Genomic DNA, 17,589 nt, shown 5'->3' on the forward strand with positions numbered 1-17,589 from the left:
CGCGTGTCAACCATCACCAATCTTGTACAGCGATACAGCAGCCTCGGTCCGTCGGACTGCGAGTGGCTGGGCTGGCTCACGCGCGATTGGCAGCTGCTCGCCGATCTCGCCACGGCCGATCTCGTGATGTGGGTGCGCGGCACCGAGGGGAAGTTCATCGCGGTGGGGCAGGTGCGGCCGTCCGGCGCGCCGACGCTCTTCTACCGCGACCTCATCGGCCAGGAGATCCGGGAGCAGTGGGCCGCGGGAGTCGAAGAGGCCTTCCGCCGCGGCGAGACCGTGCGCTCGTCCGCCCCCGACTGGTTCGACGAGATCCCCGCGCAGCTCACGATCACGCCCGTGTTCTCGCTGCGCAGCGAGCACGGCAAGTCGACGCGCTCCGAGGAGCCGATCGCGATGATCACCCGGCACACGAATCTGTCGGGGCCGCGGCATCTCACCCGTCAGGAGCTCACCTTCCGCGAGATCTCGGACGACCTGTTCGCGATGATCGAGGCGGCGGAGTACCCCGACCTCGACGCGCCCGACTTCCCGCGGAAGGGCGCGCCGCGCGCTTCCGACGGCCTGATCCGCCTCGACCCCGACGGGGTCGTCACCTTCGCCAGCGCGAACGCGCTCTCGGCGATCAACAAGCTCGGATTCGGCGGCGAGCTCGAGGGCGAGGTCTTCGCGGACGTCGCGGCGCACCTCGTGGACGACAAGCGCCACGTCACCGTGGACGAGGCGCTGCCGCTCGTGGTCACGGGGCGCGCGCCGTGGATGACGGACGTCGACGCCCGCGGCATCACCGTGACGCTGCGGGCGATCCCGCTGCACCGCCAGGGCACTCGCCTGGGCGCGATCCTGCTGGTCCGCGACACCACGGAGGTGCGCAACCAGGAGCAGGAGATCATCACCAAGGACGCGACCATCCGCGAGATCCATCATCGCGTGAAGAACAACCTCCAGACGGTCGCCGCGCTCCTCCGCATCCAGGCACGGCGCGCCCGCTCGGAGGAGGCGCGCGAGGCGCTGCTGCAGGCGATGCGGCGGGTGTCCTCGATCGCCGTGGTCCACGACACGCTCTCGGGCGGGTTCTCGCAGTCGGTGGACTTCGACGAGGTCTTCCTGCGCGTCATGCGCCTGGCCACGGAGGTGGCGGGCAGCGAGGGCGACAAGATCCGGCCCGAGCTCAAGGGCTCGTTCGGGGCGGTCCCCAGCGAGTACGCCACGCCACTGGCCCTCGCGCTGACCGAGCTCGTCACCAACGCGGTGGAGCACGGCTTCGACGACAACGTCGAGGACGGCTACGTGCTCGTCGAGGTCGACCGCGCGGACGACTACCTCGACGTCGCGGTGCGGGACAACGGGCTCGGCATGATCACGGGCCACGAGGGCAACGGGCTCGGCACGCAGATCGTGCGCACCCTCGTGGAGGGCGAGCTCGCCGGCAGCATCACCTGGAGCTCCGAGCCGGGCGAGGGCACGACCGTGCATATCCGCATTCCGAAACGCTGGGGCGTCATCTCGAATACCGGCGCGGTCGATATCGCGAATAGCCGTTCCACCTGATACCGGTCCGATCCGGATAACGACGAAGGGGCGAGTTCTTCGGAACTCGCCCCTTCGCCGGGAAGAACGATCAGGAGGCGCGGCGGGCGCGGGCGGCGCGGCGGCGGAGTGCGCGGCGCTCGTCCTCGGAGAGCCCTCCCCAGACACCGGAGTCCTGGTTCGTGTCCAGTGCGTACTGCAGGCACTGCTCGGTCACCCGGCAGCGGGCGCATACCGATTTCGCAGCGTCGATCTGCTCGAGGGCCGGCCCGGTGTTCCCCACGGGGAAGAACAGCTCGGGGTCGTACTCGAGGCACGTGGCACTGTCACGCCAGTCCATGGAATGGTGCTCCTTGTCTACGCGTCTCACGCGCGCGAGAAAAATGCTCCCGTCGGGGAGCTTTCGAGACAACGGCTGATAAGCAGAATGTGCGGAACTCAGCAGATGTTGTCATGACCTGGAGTAATATCTTGCCACGCAGTACCGGCCACTTCAAGGGAAATTATTGACGGAGGCGCTATGGGCGAACAGGTGAACGCGGCGCCGAGGTGGCCGCTCCCGCTGGTCGGGGGGCTCATCGCGGTCGAGGCGGTGGGGATGCTCGCCGTCGCGGCGTTCCTCGCCTATGAGACGCTCACCCGGCCCTCGCTCTCCGTGGCCTCCTCGATCGCCCTCGTCGTGCTCGCCCTGATCGGGGCGGCGTTCCTCGCCGCCGTCGTGGTCGGGCTGGCGAGGGGGCAGGCGTGGAGCCGCAGCGGCGGCATCGTGTGGCAGGTGCTGCAGACCGCGGTGGCGGTGGTGATCCTGCAGGGCGACATGGCGGATGCGATCGGCTGGAGCCTCGCCGCGGCCTCGCTCTGCGTGCTGCTGCTGATGTTCCACCCGGCGGTCACGCAGCACCTGCGGCGGGACTAGCCCTCGAGCTTCTTGAGGATGCGGTCGACGTGGCCCTTGGCGCGCACGTTGTACAGCGCCTCGATGATCCGGCCCTCCTCGTCGATCAGGAAGGTCGAGCGGATCGCCCCGACGACCGTGCGGCCGTAGTTCTGCTTCTCGCCGTAGGCGCCGTACGCCGTCTGCACCTCGTGGCCGGGGTCGCTCAGCAGCGTGAACGGCAGGCCCTCGGACTCCTTGAACTCCGCGAGCTTGGCCACCGGGTCCGCCGAGATCGCCAGCACGGCGTATCCCGCCGCCGTGATCCGGGCGTCGCTGTCGCGGAAGTCGCAGGCCTCGGTCGTGCAGCCGGGGGTGAACGCCTTCGGGTAGGTGTAGAGCACCACCTTCCGGCCGGCGAAGTCGGCGAGCGAGACCTGCTCGCCGGACTGGTCCTCGAGGGTGAACGCGGGGGCGGCGTCGCCGGGCTGCAGGCGGATGTTCTCGGTCATTTCGCTCCTTCGAAGTCGGTAACCGAACCATTGTCGCCGACCGGCCCGGGGCAACCTGCGCGCGCGATTTGCGATCCGAGAAATCGTGGTGCTAAGCTCTACCAGTCGCCAGCACGGCGAATGACGCGCCTCTAGCTCAATGGTAGAGCAACGGACTCTTAATCCGTGGGTTCTGGGTTCGAGTCCCAGGGGGCGCACGGTTAGCTCCGCCCATCAAGCAGCACTTGATGGGCGGAGCTTTTTTCGTATCCGGAGAGCGCGCATCCGCCGGGAGCGGATGCCTCGGAGTCAGGAGCCAGCATGCCCTTCCCGCCCCGTACCCCGATCCGCGCCCTGGCGCGCGCCGTCACGGCCGCCCTCGCGCTCGGCGCGACCGCGGCCGCCGCCGGATGCGCTCAGGCCGAGGCTCCCGAGAGCATCCGCGTCGGCGTGGTCGCCCTCGGGCAGATCGCCGTCGATCACGCCGCGGCGGAGGGCTACTTCGAGGGCGCGCTCGCGGGCGTCGAGGTCGAGATCGTCCAGTACCCGAGCGGCGCGACGGCCATTCCCGCCCTCGTCGCCGGCGACCTCGACTTCCTCTACTCGAACGACGTCTCGGCCGGCCTCGCGATCTCGCAGGGACTCGACCTGCGGCTGGTCGCCGGGGTGGACGCGATCGGCCCCGAGTACCACCAGGTCATCACGGCGTCGTCCGGCGGCGTGCAGTCGGTCGCCGACCTCGAGGGGCGGACGGTGGCGGTGAACGCGCTCCACAGCCTCGCGTGGCTCGGCGTGCAGGTCGCGCTGCGCGAGGAGGGCGCGGACGCCGGCTCGGTGTCGTTCACCGAGGTCGAGTTCCCCGAGATGTCCGCGGTCATGCAGCGCGGCGACGTGGCCGCCGCCGAGATCTCCCAGCCCTGGGGCGAGGAGGCCATCGCCTCGGGGGAGGCCGTGCCGCTCTTCGACTTCGCCGACTACGAGCAGCTGGACGGGCTCCCGGTCGCGAGCTACTACACGTCCGGCGCCTTCGCAGAGGCGCAGCCGGAGGCCGTCGCGGCCTTCGACGCGGGCGTCGACCTCGCGCTCGAGGACATGCGGGCCGACCGCGATCTCGTCGCCGACCTCGCCGTCCAGGCCGCCGGGAGCACCCCCGAGGCGGCCGCCGTGATCGCCGATTCCATCCTGTTCGTCCCCGAGCAGCCCGCTGCCGAGACGCAGCGGGTGTACGACCTCATGCTCGAATTCGACATGCTCGAGACCCCGCTCGACGCCGAGCGCATCGCGGTCGGATGAGCCGCCGCGCGGCCGTCGGCTCCCGTACGGCGGGCGCCCTGCGCGGCGCCGCGGGGATGCTGATCCTCGTCGCGCTGCTCGAGGCGCTCGTCCGCTCGGGTCTCGTCGACGGCGAGTACTTCCCCGCTCCGAGCGCGGTGCTCGGCGCCGCCGCCGGGCTCCTCGCCGATCCCGCGTTCCTCGGCCATCTCGGCGCGACGCTGTCGGCGGCGCTGCTCGGCCTCGCCCTCGCGACCGCGATCGGCGTCCCCCTCGGCCTCGTCCTGGGGTCCTTCCGCGGCGCGCAGGCCGCGGCTCGCGGCATCATCGAGCTGCTGCGGCCCATCCCCTCGGTCGCGCTGATCCCCCTCGCGATCCTCGTGCTCGGCAGCGGCCTCGAGATGTCGGTCGCCCTGATCGTCTACGCGGCGATCTGGCCGATCCTGTTCAATACGATGACCGCCGTGCGCGGCGCGGACCCCGTCGCGGCCGATACCGCGCGCAGCTTCGGCAAGGGCCGCATCACGATCCTGGGCGCCGTCGTGCTGCCGCAGGCCGCGCCGCTCGTCCTCACCGGCATCCGCGTCTCGGCGGGCATCGCGCTGATCCTCGCGATCACCGCGGAGTTCATCGGCGGCGGGCAGCAGGGACTCGGCGCCTGGCTGCTCCAGACGAGGATCGGGCAGACCCGCATGGACCTCATGTTCGCGGGCATCGTGTTCGCGGGGCTCCTCGGCCTGGTGCTCGACGCGGCGCTGCGCGCGCTCGAGCGCGCCCTCCTGCCGTGGCGGGAACGGCCGGCGCATCGGGGAGGCGCGGCATGAGGCGGCGGGATCCGCTCATCGGCGCCGCGGCCGTGCTCCTCTTCCTCGCGCTGTGGGAGGCCGCGACGCGCGCCGCCGCCTACGCGTACTTCCCGCCGCCGAGCCGCATCCTCGCCCACCTCCTCGAGGGCGGCGCGGCGCTCGAGCAGGTCGCGCCGAGCCTCGCGCGGATGCTGGCCGGCTGGGGCCTCGCCGCGCTGATCGGCATCGCGCTGGGCCTGCTCATCGGCCTCCTGCCGCGGCTCGGGGATTTCCTGTCCTGGATCCTCGCGGCCCTTCGCAGCCTGCCGCCCGTCGCGATCCTGCCCGTCTTCCTCGTGGCGCTCGGGGCGGGAGACGGGATGAAGATCGCCTTCATCGCCTTCACTGCGGTGTGGCCGATCCTGCTCAACACCGTCGACGGGGTCGAGTCGACGGACCGCGTGCACGTGGAGAACGCCCGCGTCTTCGGCATCGGCCGCGGCAGGACCGTCCTGCGCGTGATCATCCCGTCCGCGCTGCCCGCGATCTTCGCCGGCCTGCGCGTGAGCCTGTCGATGGCGCTCATCCTCATGGTGGTGTCGGAGATGCTCGCCGCCACCAACGGCATCGGATTCGAGATCCTCTCCGGCATGCGCGCCTTCCGCATCATCGACATGTGGGCGGGCATCGCCCTGCTCAGCGTCATCGGCGCGGGGCTCAACCTGCTGCTGCGCGGCTGCGAGCGCCGTTCGCTGCGCTGGCGCCGAGACCTCGAGGAGGCACCCGCATGAACCGCTCGCCGCTCATCGTCGAAGGACTCGGGCACGCGTATCCGCCCGAGCGCCGCGGGGAGCCCGCCCGGCCCGTCCTGCAGGGCATCGATCTCGAGCTCGGTCGCGGAGAGCTCCTCGCCGTCGTCGGCCCCTCCGGCGCGGGCAAGAGCACGCTGCTGCGCTGCATCGCGGGGCTGATCGAGCCCGCCGAGGGACGGGTCGAGGCCGCGGGGCGGCCCGCGGTGGTGTTCCAGGAGTACGCGCGCTCGCTCTACCCGTGGATGACGGTCGAGCGGAACACCGCCTTCCCGCTGTCCGGGCTCGGCCTCTCCCGCGAGGAGCGCGATCGGCGCGTCCGCACCGGCCTCGAACGGGTGGGCCTCGAGGATGCGGCGGGGCAGTACCCCGGACGGCTCTCGGGCGGGATGCAGCAGCGCGTCGCGATCGCCCGCGCGCTCGCGTTCCGCCCCGCCATCCTGCTCATGGACGAGCCCTTCGCCTCGGTGGACGCGCTCACCCGCGCCGAGCTCGAGGACCTCGTGCTCGAGATCCGGGCCGAGCTCGGCATGAGCATCCTCTTCATCACCCACGACATCGACGAGAGCGTCTACCTCGCCGACCGGGTGATCGTGCTCTCGGCGCATCCCGCGAGCGTGGCCGCCGAGATCCCGGTGCCGCTGCCGTATCCGCGCGATCAGATCGCGACGAAGGAGTCGCCGGAATTCGTGCGGCGCCGGGCCGAGGTCGCCCGGGCGCTGCGCGCCGCGGGGGAGGACGCCAGGGCCCGCCGTCGCGCGGGCGCCGGGTGGTAGCGTTCAGACATGCGTGCCGCGGACACCCCTGCGCCCGGAGAGGGCCGTCGCGAGAAGGCGACGTTGCAGGACGTCGCCGACCTCGCCGGGGTCTCGCGCTCGGCGGCCTCGTTCGCGCTCACCGATCGCGGCCGGGTCTCGCAGGCGACCAGGGAGCGGGTGCGCAGGGCCGCGGCCGAGCTCGGCTACCGGCCCAACCGGGCGGCCCGCAACCTCCGCACCCGGCGCAGCGGGATCGTCGGGCTGTGCCTCCCGCCCGAGTCGACCACGCGGACGTACTACATGGACGTCGCCTTCGGCGCCGTGGACGCGGCGAAGGAGGCGGGCCTGCTCGTCGCCGTCATCGCCGGCAGCGGGGCGCTCAACTCGCCCGCCGACTTCGACGGGCTCATCGTCTTCGACCCGCAGCGCGACGACCCCGTCATCCGCCAGGCCGCGGAGGCCGGCATCCCCGTGGTGACGGGGGAGCGGCCGCTCTCCGACTCCGAGGCGATCCGCGGCGTCGTGCACGGCGACCACCGGGCCTCGTTCCCGGTGCTGCTCGACCATCTCGCCGCGTGCGGCGCGCGCCGCCCCGCGCTCATCGCCCCCGTCGAGTCCACCGACTGGGCCATCTCCGCCCGCGCCGCGTACCGGCAGTGGTGCCGCGAGGCCGGCGTCGAGCCCAGCATCCGCGAGACGAGCTTCCCCGGCAGCAGCGAGGAGGTGCACGCCGCCGCGATCGGGCTCGTCGCCGACCCGGGGATCGACGCGATCGTATCGATGACCGACGGCACCGTCCTCGAGGTGCTCGCGGCGGCCGCGGCCAGCGACCGCGTGCCCGGCGAGGACCTGCTGCTCGCGGGGGCCGCCGACTCGCCCGTCCTCGTGCACACCGACCCGCACATCACCTCGCTCGATCTGCATCCGCGCGAGTTCGGCGCGCAATGCCTCCGCCTGCTCGTGCGGGTGATCGAGGAGCCGCCCGCCGAGACGATCGTCGAGACGAGCACCGTCACGCTGCGCGTGCGGGCCTCGAGCGCCGGGCGTGCGCAAAGCGCCGCGGAATCCGACAGAATGGACGTGTGAGGATCCGGGTGCGATCGTCGCCCCAAGGGCCCTCGGGAGGAAGGCGGAACCCGTGACCACTACCAATGGACTCGCAGCGCGCGAATCGACCGGCACCGGCGTCGCGCGCGAGCGGACCGGCCTGCGCTGGGAGAACCGCGTGGGGTCGGCGAGCAGTTTCCCGAGCCGGATCGTCCGGGCCAGGAGCGTCGACGACGTGGTCGACGCGGTCCGCACGGCGGTCGCGAACGGCGAGCAGGTCCATGCGGCCGGGGCGGGGCTCGCGGCCACCGGCATCGCCGCGGCGGGCGGCGTGCTCGTCGACACCGGCGACCTCAAGGGGCTCGTCCGCGTCGACGACCAGCAGGGCACGGCGACCTTCCTGGCGGGCACCACCGTGGGCGAGGCCATCGCCGAGCTCGACCGCTACGGCGCGATGATGATCGGCGCCCCCGGCGATCACGCGGCCACGCTCGGCGGCGCGGTCTCGACCGGCAGCCACGGCTACCACCCGCGCGAGGCCAGCTTCTCCGCCCAGATCCGCGGCCTGCTGCTGGTCACGGGGGAGGGGAGCGTGCTCCGCGTCTCGCCCCGCCACAACATGCAGTACTGGCCGGCCGCGCAGCTCGGCATGGGCGCGCTCGGCGTCATCGCGGAGGTCGCCGTCGGCTTCCGCAGGAACGCGGTGCTCGAGACCAGCAAGAAGCGCCGCGACATCGACCGCCTCGTGCAGGACATCCCCGAGGCGCGGGCCAAGACCGACTTCTACCGGGTCGACTGGCGCCCGAACACCGACCAGGCGATGCTCACGGTCGGCTGGCTCGAGGATGCGACCCCGGCCGTCGCGGCGGCCAAGCGCGCCCGGCTCGAGGCCGCCCCGGCCGCGGAGCCCAAGCCTCGCAGGCGCTCGCGGATCCGCACGCGACTCGCCAAGTTCCTGCCGTTCCTCGCGCCGACGATCGACCGGGTGAGCAACTTCTTCGACCGCACCGACAACGAGGGGCTGCGCACCCCGCAGCAGCTGCTCGGCGACGCCGACCACGGCCTCCAGGTGGAGTACCAGTTCCCCGTCGCGAGCGCGGGGCGCGTGGTCGAGGCGATCAAGCTGCTCGTGCACCGCAACAGGCTCTTCGCGGCGGCGAACGTCCGGATCTCGCTGGTGGCGGCGGACGAGGTGTGGCTCTCGCCCGCCTATGCGCGCGACGTCGTCGCGGTCTGCCTGCAGCTGCCCGGCGGCTTCGACGCGGCCAACGAGCGGGCGGCCCGCGATGCCGAGAACCTGTTCATCACGCTCGGAGGGCTGCCGAACTGGGGCGGCTGGCACACCCTCAACGGTCCTGAGGCTGCGCACGTGATGCCGCGCTATGGTGACTTCGCGCATATCCGGACGGATCTCGACCCTCACGGTCGCACCGACAACCCCGCGATCAAGCGCCTCCTGCAGCACTGACGCGAGTTCCCGCTCGCATCGACGGCGTCCCGAGCCGCGAGACCGCGGCGGACGGACGCGCCCCACCACCGACCGAAACGGAAAATCCCAGCAGTATGGCCAGTAAAGACCGCGAACACATCCGCAAACTCCGCGAGGAGGCGAACGCGCTCCGCCAGAAGGAGGAGGCGCGCCGGCGCCGCAACCGCATGCTCACGCAGGTGGGCATCGTCATCGGCGCCGTGGTGGTCATCGGCGCCATCGTCCTGCTCGTCGTCATGGGCCCCAAGTGGTTCGGCAACCAGCGCACGCCGGAGTCCTCCGGCATGATCGAGGTGACCGACTCCGAGGGCCAGCCGGTCGAGGTGCCGATCACCGTGTCAAACGACGGCATCCTCGTCGGCGAGGAGGACGCGCCCGACGTCATCGACTACTACTTCGACTTCTCCTGCCCCCACTGCGCGGAATACCACGCCGTGGTCGATGAGGACATCAAGACCCTCATCGCCGACGGCGAGGTGCAGGTCAACTACCACATGATCCGCTTCGTGGCGGAGTACGGCCTGCTCGCCGGCGCCACGACCGCCGCGGTGATCGAGTACCAGCCGGAGCTGTTCTACACGGTCATGGACGGCCTCTTCGCGGTTCCCGCGGAGCAGCAGACGGGCTGGAGCTACGACGACTATTCGCAGCACCTCGCCACGCTCGGCGTGACCTCGACCGAGGCGATCGAGGACACGGCGAACGGCGAGTTCTCCTGGTGGCTGAGCGACCGCACCGATCAGGCCCGCAAGGACGGCATCCCCGGCACGCCCACCATCATGATCGACGGCGAGATCCAGGAGCAGCTTCCCGTCTCCGCCGAGGAGTTCCGCGCCATCATCGCCGGCGAGGAGCTCCCGGAGCCCTCCGTCGAGGCGCCGATCTCGACGCAGGAGCAGTCGCCGGCCGAGACCCCGGCCGGCTAGCCGCGCATGGACACCGGACCGAAGACCGGCGAGGTCGAGACCGCGGAGCCCCTCCCGTCGCTGTACGGGAACCGCGGCCTCGGCTGGGTGCTGCTGATCGGCGGCGGCATCGGCCTGCTCGCGAGCTTCATGCTCACGATCGAGTACATCCACTCGCTGACCGAGCCCGATGCGCAGCTGCTGTGCGACGTGAACGTGTTCGTCACCTGCCAGCCCGCCATGAACTCGAGCGCCGGGGCGATCCTCGGCTTCCCGAACGTGATCCTGGGGCTCGTCAGCTTCACGATCGCGGTGGTCTCCGGCGTCGTGCTGCTCGCGGGCTCCGCGCTGCCGCGCTGGTACTGGATCGGCCTGCAGGTCGGCCTGCTCGGCGGCGCGGTGCTCATCACCTATCTGCAGTGGTACAGCGGCTTCCAGCTGCGGGCGCTGTGCCTCTGGTGCATGGTCATCTGGACCGCGACGATCCCGACATTCGCGCTCACCACGATCGGCAACCTGGCGAACGGCCGCCTCGGCCGGGGCGGCATCCGAGCCGGCCGGGGCCTCGCGCAGTGGGCCTGGGTCGTCATCGTCGTCTGGTACCTCGCCGTCATCGGCCTCGTACTGGCCGGGATGTGGGACATCATCCGGCTGTCGATGATCTAGCCGGGCACCGGGCCCGATACGAAGCGGCGGGGGGATCCTTCTCGGATCGCCCCGCCGCTTCGTCGTTCAGGGGGTCTCGGCTCGCGCCTCAGCTGGCCCGGCGAAATCGGGCATCGGCGTCGTCCTCCGCCTCCCCGGCCTCGGCCTCCGACTCGAGGGCGTCGAGCGGCGCGGCGCCGATCGCCTTCGGGGGCACCGGGCGCTCGAGCTCCGAGACGTCCGCGATCGTGTTCTGCACCCGGCGCACGAGGTCCGCGGTCATGATCTCGGCGAACATCGCGTCGTCGCCCGGGCTGCGGGTCGTGCGCCACTCGAGGCGGTATCGCCCGCAGGGGCCGAAGAGATCGTCGAAGAGCTTGATCAGCTCGGCCTGCGCGGCGGGGGTGAGCGCCGCCTCCGGCTCGAGCAGCCGGGGCGCGATGGGCTCCCATTCCGCGAGGCCGAGGCCGGCGAAGTTGGGATGCGCGCTGAGGGGCATCGCCGGACGCGGCGAGGGGGCGGTGAGCAGCCCGTCGAACTCGGGCTCGCGCTCGGCGACCGCCTCGGAGGCCGCGGGCGTCTCGATCGCTCCGGGCTGCGCCTCGTCGGGGTTCTGCGCCTCGTCGACTTCCCGGTCATCGGGCGCGAACGCGGGCTCGGCCTCGGGCGCCTGCTGCGCGACGGGGGCCGGGGGCGCGGGAGGCGCGTTCAGGAACTCGGGAAGCTCCTGGGCGTCCTCCTGCTCCGAGTCCGCCCGCTCCTCGATCTGCGGGAGCGGGACCTCGCGCTGCAGCGGCGGGGCGAAGGTCGGGGGTTCCGGCATCGGCTCGGGGGTGTAGACCTCGATGAACTCCTCCGCCGGCTCCACCTCCCGCTGCGGAGCTTCCTGCGCGACCGGCTCTTGGAGCAGGCTCGCATCGGAGTCGTGTCGTTCCGGCGCGCGCTGCTGCGCCGTGTCTTCCCGCTGCGTGAGTTTGCGGAACCAGCCGAACATCCCAGGCCCCCTTTCGTGGCTTCAGGCAAGCCTAGGGACACGACCCGGACATTTCATCCAGGCACGCGGAAAACCGGCCGAGTCGGGATGAATCCGCTCAGCGCTCGAGCTCGTCGTCCTCGCGGGCCGAGATCGCCTGCTCGCGCACCGCCATGACCGCGAGGCCGACCGCGACGCCCCAGGCCACCCACTGCAGAATCGCGGAGCCCTTGGAATCGGCGTCCTGCGAGCGCTTCAGCGTCGGGATGATGCCGGCGACGGCGGAGATGAGTGCCCCGTTGAGGAGGTACTTGCGCATGTGGGCTCCTTACGTGCAGCGTGCGGATGCACTCAGCGTACCTGTTCACGGGAGGGGAGTCGCGCTATCGTAAGACGGAACGCACCGTCTCATCTTCGACTCCTCCGCGTTCGCCGGCTCCCTCCTCACCAGACAAGGAATGCAACTTGGCGCTGCTCCTGTACCGCATCGGTCGTTTCTCGTTCCGCCACCGCCGCTCCGTGCTCGTCGCGTGGCTCGCGGCGCTCGCCGCGGCGCTCGGGCTCGGCCTGGGCCTCGGCGGGGAGATGCAGGAGGACTTCGAGATCCCCGGAACCGAATCCCAGGACGCGCTCGACCGCCTCGCCGAGGTGTTCCCGGAGGTCGCGGGGGCGAGCGCGCAGGTGGTGATCGACGCGGGGTCGGGAGCGATCGCCGACCATGAGGAGGCCATCGAGGACGTGGCCGAGCGGCTCGGCGAGCTCGACTCCGTGGCGCAGGCGATGTCGCCCTTCAGCGAATACGCCACGGGCAGCCTGAGCGAGGACGGGCACGCGGCCATCGTGCAGGTGCAGTTCGACACCGACGTCATGAGCGAGCTCGAGCACGATCGCGACGAGGTCGTCGCGATCTCGAGCGATCTGGAGGCCGAAGGGCTCGGCGTCGAATTCGGCGGCACCCTCTACCAGGACATCGAGTACGGCGTGACCGTCACCGAGGCCATCGGCGTGCTGTTCGCGGCGGTCGTGCTCATCGTCACCTTCGGCTCCGTGCTGGCGGCCGGCCTGCCGCTCGCCTCGGCGCTCGTCGCGGTCGGCATCACGATGGGGGCGCTGCTGTTCATCGCCCGGTTCGTGACGGTCTCGAACGCGAGTCCGCTGCTGGCGGTGATGATCGGCATCGCGGTGGGCATCGACTACGCCCTCTTCATCCTCGTGCGCCATCGCAACCGCCTCGCGAGGGGTGAGGACGTCGAGGAGTCGGCGGCCACCGCGGTGGGCACCTCGGGCTCGGCCGTGACCTTCGCGGCGGCGACGGTGATGATCGCCCTGCTCGGCCTGCTGATCGTGGGCATCCCGTTCCTCTCGGTGATGGGCGTCGCGGCCGCGGCGGGCGTGTTCATGGCGCTGCTCGCATCGCTGACGCTGCTGCCGGCGCTGCTCGGCTTCGCGGGGGAGCGGCTGCGGCCCCGGCAGGGCTCGCGGGCATGGCGGCGCGAGGTCGGCCCGGAGGCGCGCCCGACCATGGGCCGCCGGTGGGTGCGGACCGTGCTCAAGGCGCCGCTGCTGTTCGTGGTGCTCGTGATCGGCGGTCTCGGCGCGCTCGCCATCCCGGCGCTGCACATGGAGACCTCGCTGCCCTCGGGGCGCAGCGAGGCGGTCGGGAGCACGGCGCGCGACGCCTACGACATCGTCGCCGACCACTTCGGCGAGGGCGCGAACGGGCCGATGATCCTCATGCTCGACATCACGCAGATGGACGACGAGACGCTGCTCGACGACCTCGAGGCGATCGGCGATCTCGTCGCCGAGACCCCCGGCGTGGAGGAGGCGGGCGCGGCCATCCCGAACCCGACCATCGACTCCGCAATCATCCAGGTGGTGCCGACCACCGGACCGGATGACGCCGCGACGCTCGAGACGGTGGAGGCGCTGCGCGCCCTGACTCCGCAGATCGAGGAGGAGTACGGCGCGGTCAGCTCCGTCACGGGGGCCACCGCCGTGCAGATCGACATCACCGACCGGCTCAACGGCGCGCTGCTGCCCTTCGCCGGGGTCGTGGTGGGGCTGAGCTTCATCCTGCTCATGCTCGTGTTCCGCTCGCTGCTCGTCCCGCTCAAGGCGGCGCTGAGCTTCCTGCTCTCGGCCTTCGCCGCCTTCGGCGTCGTGGTGCTGGTGTTCCAGGACGGCATCCTCGGCGACTTCATGGGCATCGTGCCCGGGCCGATCATCGCGTTCCTCCCCATCATCCTGCTCGCGATCGTCTTCGGCCTCGCGATGGACTACGAGGTCTTCCTCGTCTCCGGCATGCGCGAGGCGCATGTCCGCGGCGATCGGGCGCGCGCGGCCATCGAGGAGGGATTCGCCGGCGCGGCCCGGGTGGTCACCGCGGCGGCGCTCATCATGTTCTTCGTCTTCGTCGCATTCGTGCCGGAGGGCGCCGGCGTGATCAAGGTCATCGCCTTCGGGCTCGCGGCGGGCATCGCCTTCGACGCCTTCCTCGTGCGCATGACCCTGGTGCCCGCCCTCATGTCGCTGTTCGGCGAGCGCGCCTGGACGCTCCCGCGCTGGCTCGAGCGGCGGCTCCCGGACCTCGACATCGAGGGGGAGGCGCTGCGGGAGTACCGCGAACGCGCGGTCTGGGCGGAGCAGCACCGCGCGGCGATCGCGCTGGAGGACCTGCGCGCCGGCACCGCCGAGCAGCCGCTGGCCCCGGTCGCCTGCGACGTGCCGGCGGGCGGCCTGCTCGTGATCGCCGGGGAGGCGGGACCGCGCCGCGTGCTGGAGGCCACGCTGGCCGGCCGCCTCGACCCGGTCGGCGGGCGCGCGCAGGTGCTGGGCCGCACGGTGCCCGGCGATGGCGGCGGGCTCGTCTCCCGCGTCGCGATCGCGAACCTCGACGCGCCGAGCGACCGGGCGCGTTCGCTCACCGTGGGCCAGCTGATCGGACGGCACGGGACCTACGCGGCGGCGAGCCTGCGATCCGAGCTGCCCGAGGACGCGGTGCGCGGGGTGATCGACGACCTGAACGCCGCGCTGCACTCGGTCGGCCACCGCGGCGGACTGCATCCCGGGACCCGTCTCGACGAGCTCGACGCCCTCGCCCGATCCGTGGCGCTCGCGGGCGTGTCGATCGTCGAGCTGCCCGAGGTGCTCATCCTCGACTTCGGCGCCAACGGCGCCGCGGCCGGGGAGGTCCTCCGCGCGGTCGACCGCCTCGTCGACGGCTCGGTCACGATCGTCGTCGGCGCGCAGGAGCCGGTCGACGTCCCCGCCCACCTCGAAGCCAGGCGGCCGCACGCGCTCGTCGTCGCGGCCCGCGAGCAGCACTTCATCCCGTCCCACGATTCTGCAAAGGACCTTCGCGCATGAGCGCCACGACTCGACACGCATCCGGCTTCGGCGGGGCGAGGACCAGGAACCTCCTGCTCGCCGTGCTCCTCCCGATCGCCCTCCTCGCCGCGTACTTCGCGGCCCTCGGCGGCGCCGACGAGCGGTCGAACGCGCTGCCCGCGCTCATCGTGAACAACGACGAGATGGTCACGCAGTCGAATCCGGACGGCACCGAGACGCAGGTCGTCGCGGGAAGGCTGCTCGTGAGCTGGCTCACGGACAGCGCGAACATCGACCGGTTCGACTGGCGACTCGTGAGCCCCGAGACGGCGGAGCAGGAGCTCGCGGCGGGGGACGCCTACGTGGCCGTCACGATCCCCGAGGACTTCTCGAGCGCGGTGCTCTCGCTCTCGGGCGGCGAGCCGCGGAGCGCGCGGATCGACATCACCGCGAACCAGTCCTCCGACTGGGCGACGGGGGCCGTGAGTCAGGAGCTCTTCGAGGGGCTCACGGCGGAGTTCGGCCAGACGATCACCAGCACTGTGGCCCTCGGGCTCGCCGACGGGATGAACGAGTCCGCGGACGGGCTGCAGGAGGCCGCCGACGGGGCCCACGAGCTGGCCGGCGGCGCGGGCGAGCTCGGCGACGGATTCGACCAGTTCCTCGACGGCAACGAGCAGCTGGCGGAGGGCGCGGGCCAGGCGCACGACGGCGCGGTCCAGTTCTCGCAGGGCGCGGGCGACCTCGCGAGCGGCGCGGACGAGTACGTCTCCGGGGTGTCGACCTTCGCGGGCGGCGTCGAGGAGTACGTCTCGGGGGTCGGGTCGTACGCGGACGGAGTGGGCTCCTACGTCGAGGGCGTCGACACCTTCGCGGGCGGCGCCCAGGAGCTCGCGAGCGGGATCGAGCAGCTCGACGGCGGCTCGGCCGCGCTGCAGGAGGGCGCCGGCGCCTTCGGCGACATGGCCGATCGGCTCGAGGAGTACGGCCCGGGCATCGCCGAGGTCGCGAACGCCCTGGGGCAGCTCGGCCCGGTGCTGGACGGCCTCGAGGAATACGACCCCGCCCAGCTGGGGGTCTACTGCGATCAGCTCGAGGCGGTATCGCCCGAGTCCGCGCAGGAGTGCCGCGACGCGGTGGAGCAGCTCGTCGGCGCGATCGACGCCTCGGGCGTCGACCTCGACGCGATCCGGAGCGGTCTCGACCAGGCCGTCGAGCAGCTGGACCAGCTGAGCGGTTCGGGCGAGGGTCTCGGGCAGCTCGCCGAGGGGATCGTGCAGTACACGGATGGCGTCTCGCAGCTGAACGACGGCGCCCAGCAGCTCTCGGGCGGCGCGGGCGAGCTCATCGCGGGCGGCGCCGAGCTCACCGGCGGCTCGCAGGAGCTCGGCACCGCCGGCCAGCAGCTCGTGGACGGCGGGCGGCAGCTCGTCGAGAACGGGCCGCAGCTCGTGGACGGGACGCAGCAGCTCTCCGACGGCGCCTCCTCCCTCGTCGACGGGCTCGGCGAGCTCCGCGACGGCCAGGACCAGCTGATCGAGGGCGGGCAGCAGCTCGGGGACGGCATCGGGGAGCTCGAGGACGGCGCGACGACGATGGGCGACGGCCTGCAGGAGGGCGCGGACCAGGCCAGGAACGCCATCGGCGACCCCGAGGAGTTCGCGGAGGTGCTCTCCGCGCCGGTCGAGGCGGAGACGGTGCGCGAGGGCGCCCCCGGATTCGGGGGAGTGCTCGGCGCGATCGGCACGGCGGTCGGCATCTGGCTGGCGGCGCTCATCACCGCCCTCCGCCGGCGCATCGTCACCCGCGACCAGCTCGACTCGAGCGCGTCGACGCTCTCGATCTTCCTCGCGGCGGCCAGGCGGCTCACCCTTCCCGTCGCGATCGTCGGGGTCGTGCTCGCCGTGATCCCGCACGTGTTCCTCGGCGCGCCCTGGAGCGGATTCCTCGGATCCGTGCTGATCGCCCTGCTGGCGGCGGTGACGGTGAGCGCCGTGCACCTGCTGCTCGCGATGCTCATGGGCCGCCGGAACGCGGCGATCGCGTCGGTGCTCCTGCTGCTCTTCCAATGCCTCCTCATCCGCGGGTTCTTCCCGCTCGAGCTCAGGGGCGCATGGGTGAGCACGGTCGCGGGATTCTTCCCGCTGCCGCAGGCGGCGACGGCGATGCAGACGGTGCTCGCGGGAGGTTCGGCCGCGACGGTGTTCGCGTGCCTGGCCGGCCTGGTGCTGATCGCCGTGATCGGGCTCCTGCTCGCCGTCATCGCGCTCCGGCGCGCGCGTCGGCGCCCCGTCGACCCGCTCATCTCCGGGGCGCGCGCGGCATGAGCCGGCGCGATCGAGGCGGGGAGGAGGTCCGAGTTGACATTCCGGAATGCCGTGTCGTACGCTTATCTAGTTGCCGAAACGGCAGCAGGACACCGGGACCACGGTCCCCAGTCAAAATCCACTATCGCTCCGATGTCCCAAGGATGACGAGCGGATCGGATTGCCGATCGGGAGGCTTCGCCTCCACTCGGACAGATTGACCGGAAGTCAGTTGACAAAAGCGCTGACCGGTGTAATATAGAGAAGTTGCTTCCGAGCAGATCGGACCGAATAGGTCCGCGAAGTCGGAAAGCATCCGTTCCTTGAGAACTCAACAGTGTGCACTTTTATTGTCTAATGCCATTTTTTGGACCC

General features: G+C 71.6%; 16 protein-coding genes and 1 tRNA gene. 13 read left to right on the plus strand and 4 right to left on the minus strand.

What is annotated here, in order from left to right; genetic code table 11:
• The first annotated feature begins 3 nt into the window (after positions 1-3).
• A complete protein-coding gene (locus FM112_RS03510) occupies positions 4-1,551 on the plus strand; it encodes a sensor histidine kinase (protein ID WP_087003548.1) in 1,548 nt (515 codons plus the stop codon).
• Positions 1,552-1,621: 70 nt separating this feature from the next.
• Here FM112_RS03510 and FM112_RS03515 read toward each other — a convergent pair whose 3' ends face one another.
• Positions 1,622-1,870: a WhiB family transcriptional regulator gene (locus FM112_RS03515; protein WP_087003552.1), complete on the minus strand. Its 249-nt coding sequence runs from the start codon at positions 1,868-1,870 to the stop codon at positions 1,622-1,624.
• A gap of 180 nt (positions 1,871-2,050) precedes the next feature.
• Between FM112_RS03515 and FM112_RS03520 the strand changes: the two genes are divergently transcribed.
• On the plus strand, positions 2,051-2,446 hold the full coding sequence (locus FM112_RS03520) for a hypothetical protein (RefSeq protein WP_087003555.1): 396 nt from the start codon (positions 2,051-2,053) through the stop codon (positions 2,444-2,446).
• Here FM112_RS03520 and bcp read toward each other — a convergent pair.
• Positions 2,443-2,916 (minus strand): thioredoxin-dependent thiol peroxidase, encoded by a 474-nt coding sequence (gene bcp / locus FM112_RS03525; RefSeq protein ID WP_087003557.1) that lies wholly within the window; start codon positions 2,914-2,916, stop codon positions 2,443-2,445. The genes FM112_RS03520 and bcp overlap by 4 nt on opposite strands.
• Positions 2,917-3,041: 125 nt before the next feature.
• On the opposite strand from bcp, the gene FM112_RS03530 reads away from it, so the two are divergent.
• From FM112_RS03530 to FM112_RS03570, 9 genes are all read left to right on the plus strand, one after another.
• A tRNA-Lys gene (locus FM112_RS03530) sits at positions 3,042-3,113 on the plus strand.
• Positions 3,114-3,216: 103 nt separating this feature from the next.
• A complete protein-coding gene (locus tag FM112_RS03535; RefSeq protein WP_087003560.1) occupies positions 3,217-4,188 on the plus strand; it encodes an ABC transporter substrate-binding protein in 972 nt (323 codons plus the stop codon).
• The gene (locus FM112_RS03540; RefSeq protein ID WP_087003563.1) at positions 4,185-4,991 is read left to right on the plus strand and encodes an ABC transporter permease; all 807 of its coding nucleotides are present in this window, start codon (positions 4,185-4,187) and stop codon (positions 4,989-4,991) included. Before FM112_RS03535 ends, FM112_RS03540 begins: the two co-directional genes overlap by 4 nt.
• Positions 4,988-5,743: an ABC transporter permease gene (locus FM112_RS03545; RefSeq protein WP_087003601.1), complete on the plus strand. Its 756-nt coding sequence runs from the start codon at positions 4,988-4,990 to the stop codon at positions 5,741-5,743. Before FM112_RS03540 ends, FM112_RS03545 begins: the two co-directional genes overlap by 4 nt.
• The gene (locus FM112_RS03550; RefSeq protein ID WP_087003566.1) at positions 5,740-6,537 is read left to right on the plus strand and encodes an ABC transporter ATP-binding protein; all 798 of its coding nucleotides are present in this window, start codon (positions 5,740-5,742) and stop codon (positions 6,535-6,537) included. Before FM112_RS03545 ends, FM112_RS03550 begins: the two co-directional genes overlap by 4 nt.
• 9 nt (positions 6,538-6,546) lie before the next feature.
• A complete protein-coding gene (locus FM112_RS03555) occupies positions 6,547-7,605 on the plus strand; it encodes a LacI family DNA-binding transcriptional regulator (protein ID WP_087003569.1) in 1,059 nt (352 codons plus the stop codon).
• Positions 7,606-7,657: 52 nt separating this feature from the next.
• Positions 7,658-9,034 (plus strand): FAD-binding protein, encoded by a 1,377-nt coding sequence (locus FM112_RS03560; protein WP_176386650.1) that lies wholly within the window; start codon positions 7,658-7,660, stop codon positions 9,032-9,034.
• A gap of 95 nt (positions 9,035-9,129) precedes the next feature.
• Positions 9,130-9,981: a thioredoxin domain-containing protein gene (locus FM112_RS03565; protein WP_087003575.1), complete on the plus strand. Its 852-nt coding sequence runs from the start codon at positions 9,130-9,132 to the stop codon at positions 9,979-9,981.
• 6 nt (positions 9,982-9,987) lie between these two features.
• Positions 9,988-10,626: a vitamin K epoxide reductase family protein gene (locus tag FM112_RS03570; RefSeq protein WP_087003578.1), complete on the plus strand. Its 639-nt coding sequence runs from the start codon at positions 9,988-9,990 to the stop codon at positions 10,624-10,626.
• An 88-nt stretch (positions 10,627-10,714) separates the two neighbouring features.
• Here the strand turns inward: FM112_RS03570 and FM112_RS03575 are convergent, their stop codons facing one another.
• The gene (locus FM112_RS03575; protein ID WP_087003581.1) at positions 10,715-11,599 is read right to left on the minus strand and encodes a hypothetical protein; all 885 of its coding nucleotides are present in this window, start codon (positions 11,597-11,599) and stop codon (positions 10,715-10,717) included.
• A 97-nt stretch (positions 11,600-11,696) separates the two neighbouring features.
• Positions 11,697-11,897, minus strand: coding sequence for a hypothetical protein (locus FM112_RS03580; protein WP_087003584.1), 201 nt, complete (start codon positions 11,895-11,897; stop codon positions 11,697-11,699).
• A 146-nt stretch (positions 11,898-12,043) separates the two neighbouring features.
• Between FM112_RS03580 and FM112_RS03585 the strand changes: the two genes are divergently transcribed.
• Positions 12,044-14,947 carry an MMPL family transporter gene (locus FM112_RS03585; protein WP_176386651.1) on the plus strand — a complete coding sequence of 968 codons (2,904 nt, stop codon included), beginning with the start codon at positions 12,044-12,046 and terminating at the stop codon, positions 14,945-14,947.
• A complete protein-coding gene (locus FM112_RS03590) occupies positions 14,944-17,235 on the plus strand; it encodes a YhgE/Pip domain-containing protein (protein ID WP_087003590.1) in 2,292 nt (763 codons plus the stop codon). Before FM112_RS03585 ends, FM112_RS03590 begins: the two co-directional genes overlap by 4 nt.
• Positions 17,236-17,589: the final 354 nt, after the last annotated feature.

The organism is Gulosibacter sp. 10 (genome assembly GCF_900163695.1).
Classification (GTDB): domain Bacteria; phylum Actinomycetota; class Actinomycetes; order Actinomycetales; family Microbacteriaceae; genus Gulosibacter.